The organism is Ensifer sp. 2TAB8, from assembly GCF_052115125.1.
Classification (GTDB): domain Bacteria; phylum Pseudomonadota; class Alphaproteobacteria; order Rhizobiales; family Rhizobiaceae; genus Ensifer.
Genome location: NZ_JBFRGB010000058.1, coordinates 1 through 3539, shown reverse-complemented (window position 1 = coordinate 3539; position 3539 = coordinate 1). Strand labels below are relative to the sequence as shown.

The 3539-nt window shown below is 63.0% G+C and carries 3 protein-coding genes; all 3 read right to left on the bottom strand.

From position 1 onward, the window contains the following. Window positions 1-670 (bottom strand): ABC transporter permease (locus AB4Z53_RS35200; protein WP_441600040.1); only part of this gene is annotated, 670 nt, incomplete at its 3' end. Window positions 671-681: 11 nt separating this feature from the next. Further along, complete coding sequence (locus AB4Z53_RS35195; protein ID WP_291163872.1) at window positions 682-1659, bottom strand: ABC transporter permease; 978 nt, start codon at window positions 1657-1659, stop codon at window positions 682-684. 6 nt (window positions 1660-1665) lie between these two features. Further along, window positions 1666-3270, bottom strand: a complete 1605-nt coding sequence (locus AB4Z53_RS35190; RefSeq protein ID WP_441600038.1) for an ABC transporter substrate-binding protein — start codon at window positions 3268-3270, stop codon at window positions 1666-1668. Window positions 3271-3539 lie beyond the last annotated feature (269 nt).

Here is a 3539-nt window from a genome sequence, read left to right as displayed (position 1 = left end):
CCTCTAGCGCCACGGCATGACCGACCTCGATCGGGATCAGAGTGATCGCTGGCGCGATGCTGTTGGGCAGCAGGTGACGGAAGAGGATCCGGGAGGTCGGCAGCCGCATCAGCCGGGCCGCATCCATGTAGGGCTTCTTGACTTCGCTTAGCGCGACGCCACGAGCGATCCGCGCATAGGTCGCCCATTGGGCGATGATCAGCGCCAGGATGATCCGGTCGATGCCCGGACCGAGCGTGACGATGGCAATCAGCGCAATCAGGATCGTCGGCAGGCTGAGCTGCAGGTCGACGAGCCGCATGATGAAGACATCGACCCATTTGCCGAAGTAGGCGGCACTAACACCGGCGGTCAGCCCGATCAGGGCGGCAAGAGCTGAACTGACGATCGACACGACCAGGCTGATGCGCAGGCCGTAGAGAATGGTGCTGACGATATCGCGGCCAAGCCCGTCGGTGCCAAGCAGATAGAGATAGCCACCGCTACCCAGTGTTCCGGGCGGAGACGATGCCTCCCAGCCAAAGATCTGCAGCGGATCATAGGGGTTCTGAGGTGCGATCAGCGGTGCGGCGATGGCAACGAGGATGTAGCTGACGAGCAGTACTTTGGACACGGTCATGACCGGTCCGTGTCGACGCTTCTTAAGCGTGCTCAGGATATGGGCTTTCATGACGGTCCCCCTTATGAAGACAGGCGCACGCGCGGATCGAGCACGGCGTAGAAAAGATCGACGAGGGCGTTGAGCACGACGAAGGCGACGGCAATAAAGGTGAGCGTCGCCATCACCACCGGGCGGTCGAGCAGTTGGATGGAGTCGATCAGCAGCTTGCCGACGCCTGGCCACGAGAAGATCGACTCCACCACCACGGCAAAGGCGAGCATGCCGCCGAACTGCAGGCCGATGATCGTCACGATCGGCACGCTGATGTTCGGCAGCGTGTGGCGCATCAGGATCCGTCGTGACGACAGCCCCTTGGCGCGGCAGAAGCGAGTGAAGTCCTGGCTCTCGACCTCGATCGTGCCGGAGCGCGACAGCCGGGCAATCAGCGCAATGTTCGGAATCGCGAGCGCCAGCGCCGGCAGCACCAGGTGCCACAGACCGTTGGCGGTGAGCCAGCTCCAGTCCTCACCGAGGACATGCACTGTTGCTCCTCTGCCACCGGAGGGAAACCAGCCGGTGAGGATGGCGCCGACGAGGATCAGCATCATTGCCAGCCAGAAGGAGGGGATGCTGAGCGCCGAGACACTGCCGTTGAGCAGGGTCCGGTCGAACAGCGTGCCCATACGCCGACCGGCGAGAAGGCCAAGCCCGGCTCCAAGCGGGGCTGCGATCAGCATCGCGATCGAGGCCAATTCAAGCGTCGCCGGCAGTTTGCTCATCACCAGCGTGAAGGCCGGCTGATGGTAGATGTAGGAGGTGCCGAAGTTGCCGCTGACGACATTGTCGATGAAGACGAGGTACTGGCGCCAGATCGGCTGGTCGAGACCGAGCGCGATGGTTGCCGCCTGAATGTCCTCGGGCGTTGCGGTTTCGATGTTGACGACGTTGAAGACCGGATTGCCAACACTGTGGATGCCGATAAAGCCGATCAGCGACATCGCGATGAGAAGCAGGAAGGCCTGGGACAGCCTTCCAAAAACAACCGAGATCATGCCCATCAGCGCTTACTCCGTCGCAGCCAGGGTCTGCATCGCCGTCGTCCAGCCGCGCGGGTGCATGACATAGGAGCCGATGCGCGGGCCGTAACCGACGATGTGGTGGAAGTGGTAGAGCGGGATGATGGGCTGGTCGGCCATCACCAGTTCCGTCGCCTCAGCAAGGGCCGCATTGCGCTCCGGCCCGACCGCGATGCTTTCGGCCTGGGCCAGCTTCGTATCGAAAGCAGCATTGCGATACTTGCCGAAGTTCAGCGCGCCGGTTCCGCGCTCCTTATCCGGCGAGGCAAGCAGCGCACGCAGGATGATGTCGACCGCCTCGCCGGAGGTTCCGCCATACCAGACCGCATAGTCGCCAGCGGCACGCTTGGTATTGAACACCGAGAACGGGGCTGCCGACGGCTGGGCGGAAACACCGATGCGGGCCCAGCTCTGGGCGATCGCCTGCAGGCTCTCGGCGTCACCCGGATAACGGCCAGCCGGCCCGGCAAGCACGAGGTTGAAGCCGTCAGGATATCCGGCCTTGGCCAGCAGAGCCTTGGCCTGTTCGTAGTCAGGCCCTTCGGGAAGGAGCTTGCCGGACGTGCCCGGAAGTCCGGTCGGAAACACCTGCGACGCCGCCGTGCCGTAGCCGGCAAGGATCTTGTCGACGAGAATGCCGCGGTCGGTCGCCAGCGCCAGCGCACGCCGGACAAGCGGGTTCTTGAACGGGTTGGCGATCGGCGCGCCCGACTTGTCGGTAACACCGGGGAGTCTGTCCCGGTCAACATCGAACTGGACGAAGTTGATGCGGGCGGCACCGACGCTGGCAATCCACGCGCCGCGCTGCTTCAAGCCCTCGACATCGCGGGCGGGAATGGCGTCGGCGACATCGACCTCACCGGTGCTGAGTGCTGCCACCCGGGCGGCCGGGCTCTCGATCACCCGGAAGCCGACCTTCAGCCAGGCGGGCTTGCCGCCCCAGTAGCCATCGTTGCGCACAAGTCTCAAGCTCTCGCCGGAGCTCCAGCTCTCAAACTTGTATGGCCCCGTTCCCACGGGTGCGGCACCGGAATTGAGCGCTTCGGTGGTCTCAAAACCTTCGGCTGGCTTGTTCATCATGAAGATCGAGGAGAAAGTGAGCGGTAGCGTAGGGACGGCACCGTTCGTCTCGATGACCACCGTCAGCGGATCGGGTGCAGAGATCGACTTGATGCCGCTCACGGAAGAACGAAAGCCGCCGCTCGGGGGCTTCAGGAAATCCCGGATGCGTTCGATCGAATAGACAACGTCGTCGGCGTCAAACACCGAGCCGTCATGAAAGCGGACACCGTCGCGGAGCTTGAACTCCCATTGGCTGTCAGAGAGCGCCCGCCAGGAGGTGGCAAGACCAGGCTTCAGGTCGAGCTTCTCATCCTGATACACAAGCCGCTCGTAGATATGCGAGAGCAGCGAGGTGTTCTCGTTGAGGTTGGCGTAGTGCGGATCGAGCGTCATCAGCTTGTAGGACGTGGCGATGCGCAGTTCGCCCCGTTCTTGCGCCAGGGCCGGCGCCGCGATGAACGACGCGCCGAGCGAGACGGACAGCAAAAGCGCCGACAGCAAACGCGGCCGAAACAATCTTCCCAGTTTCATGTGCGGTTCCTTCTTGTTTTTGACAGAATCAGAGGTTCGCGCCGGAGGGGCTCCGACGCGGTGAAAATCAACGATTGAGCCCAGGCGGGCGTGCTCAGCTATTTTGCAGCGCGGCTTTGGGTTCGTGCGCAACTAGGCGACGCGGCGGATCAACAGCCGCGTCGAATGCGAGGAGATCGGCCATTAATCCGCGGAGCTGCGGCCAGGGTTCGTCAGGACTGGTGGGGGAAGGCTGCGAGCGGCTGAGAATGGCATGCAGTTTGGCGGTT

Excerpts from the sequence above, each read along its gene's own strand:
- AB4Z53_RS35195 (WP_291163872.1), bottom strand. The coding sequence starts at position 1,659 with ATGGGCATGATCTCGGTTGTTTTTGGAAGGCTGTCCCAGGCCTTCCTG.
- AB4Z53_RS35190 (WP_441600038.1), bottom strand. The coding sequence starts at position 3,270 with ATGAAACTGGGAAGATTGTTTCGGCCGCGTTTGCTGTCGGCGCTTTTG.